The 1,692-nt window shown below is 52.1% G+C and carries 1 protein-coding gene; it reads right to left on the bottom strand.

Annotated features, from left to right (window positions below; genetic code table 11):
- Positions 1–25: 25 nt before the first annotated feature.
- On the bottom strand, positions 26–1,606 hold the full coding sequence (gene mobQ, locus LJE09_RS17140) for a MobQ family relaxase (protein WP_102287526.1): 1,581 nt from the start codon (positions 1,604–1,606) through the stop codon (positions 26–28).
- Positions 1,607–1,692: the final 86 nt, after the last annotated feature.

Raw genomic sequence — 1,692 nt, 5'->3', positions numbered from 1 at the left:
TCTGATTGAAAATGGCAAGTGCCTGTTAAAGTTCCATATCCTGTTGTTTGTGTTTTGTCTGCTCCGGGGCAGTTCTTTGTGCTTTTTTCTCGTCTGTCTTATCCTGCAAGACTTCCTTGATGGGCTGCTTCTTGGGCGGCTCTTTGCTTTCCTCTGTGCCGGGTGTGGCTTTCCGTACCCAGTAGCGGATGTCCCGCAGCTTCTTCAAATCCTCCTGTACCTCGGTCAGCGGTGTTTTCAGAGCTGCAATTTCTTCCAGAAGCGTTTCCTGCTCCTCTTGCAGCTCCTTTTGGGTGCTGTCCTTATCGTCCGGGTGCTTGGCAAGGTAGGCGGCGGCTTTCTCATACCGGGCAACCTCCGGGTGTTCCTGTTTGAATTTCTCCTTTGTTTTTTTGAAAAATATCTTCTGGTATTTCTCATAGACAGGCTTACATTCCTGGCAGTCTGTCCGGCTGGCAAGAATCCCGTCAATCACTTTGCTGCGGGTTTCCTTTGGCTTCATCTGATTGCGGTAATCGGCGGCTGATTTCCCGGAAGATTCCAGAAATACTTCTAAGTCCTCCACAGTGGAAAGCCCCTTTTGCCGGAGATAGGACAGGGCTTCGCTGACTGCCTTTAAGTCCTGTGAAGTCCCCCGGTTCTGTCCAGCCCTTGTCCAGTCCTTCCGTTCTTCCTTTCGTATCTCCATATACTTCATCAGCAGATTGGGAAGAAGTGTCGCTTCCTCCGCCGCCTTTTGTGCAAGCAGTTCTTTTCGTTTTTCTCCCAGCTCGGTAATCCAGCCTTTGAGGTTTTGAATGAGCTGCCGGATAGACTTCATCAGGCGGTTGGCGGCTCTGATGTCCCGGTTCAGGTTGCCGATGTTCGTCTGGATACCCCGCTTTTCCATCTGCCGGACAGCAGTCCCCTCATGGACAGTGGGGACTATATCAAGCCCCTGTCTGGCATAGGAACGCAAGTCCACACGCTCTGGGCGGTCATTGGCTTCCAGATAGCGGTTCTGGATGACCTCCCATTCATGCCGCCAGATTTCGCAATACTTCTGGTCGTTCCAATCCACCGTATCCTCCTTGTGGCTTTTCCATCTGCCGGACGGAAGTTTTATCCGTTCCCCGTTTTCGTCAAGGTCATAAACCTTGCGGCTCTTGGGAAGCCATTTTCCATGTTCGTCCATTGCCCTCATAGTGAGCATGACATGGGCGTGGGGATTGTGTCCCGGCGGATGGGGGTCATGGATTGCAAAATCAGCAATCATGCCTTTGGAAACAAACTGCTGCTCACAAAACTCCCGGACAAGGACAGCATACTGGTCGGGTGGTATCTCTCTTGGGATGGTAAGCACCCACCTCCTTGCAAGCTGGGAGTTCCATTGTTTTTCCACAGCTTCGGCGGCGTTCCATAAGGTATTACGGTCTGCATACTCCGGCGGGGCATTTGCTGGGAGCAGAATCTCATTGTGGACGATACCACGCTTTTCCGGGTAGTGCTTCACTTGCTGGTCGTATTCACAGAACAGCTTTTCGCCACTCTGGTAAGCAGCGGCGGCAACCGCAGACTGCCGCTGGCTGCGCTGAACAATCGTGATTTCGTTGTGTGGACAGGGCATTTCGTGTCCCTCCTTTCGCTAATTGGTGGACGGGGTGGCGTTTTACCACCTCATTTTGGGCAGAAAAAAAGCAGGAGACCTTTTTC

The organism is Blautia sp. DFI.3.45, from assembly GCF_020593505.1.
Classification (GTDB): domain Bacteria; phylum Bacillota; class Clostridia; order Lachnospirales; family Lachnospiraceae; genus Blautia_A; species Blautia_A wexlerae.
This window is presented reverse-complemented; position numbering and strand designations above follow the sequence as displayed.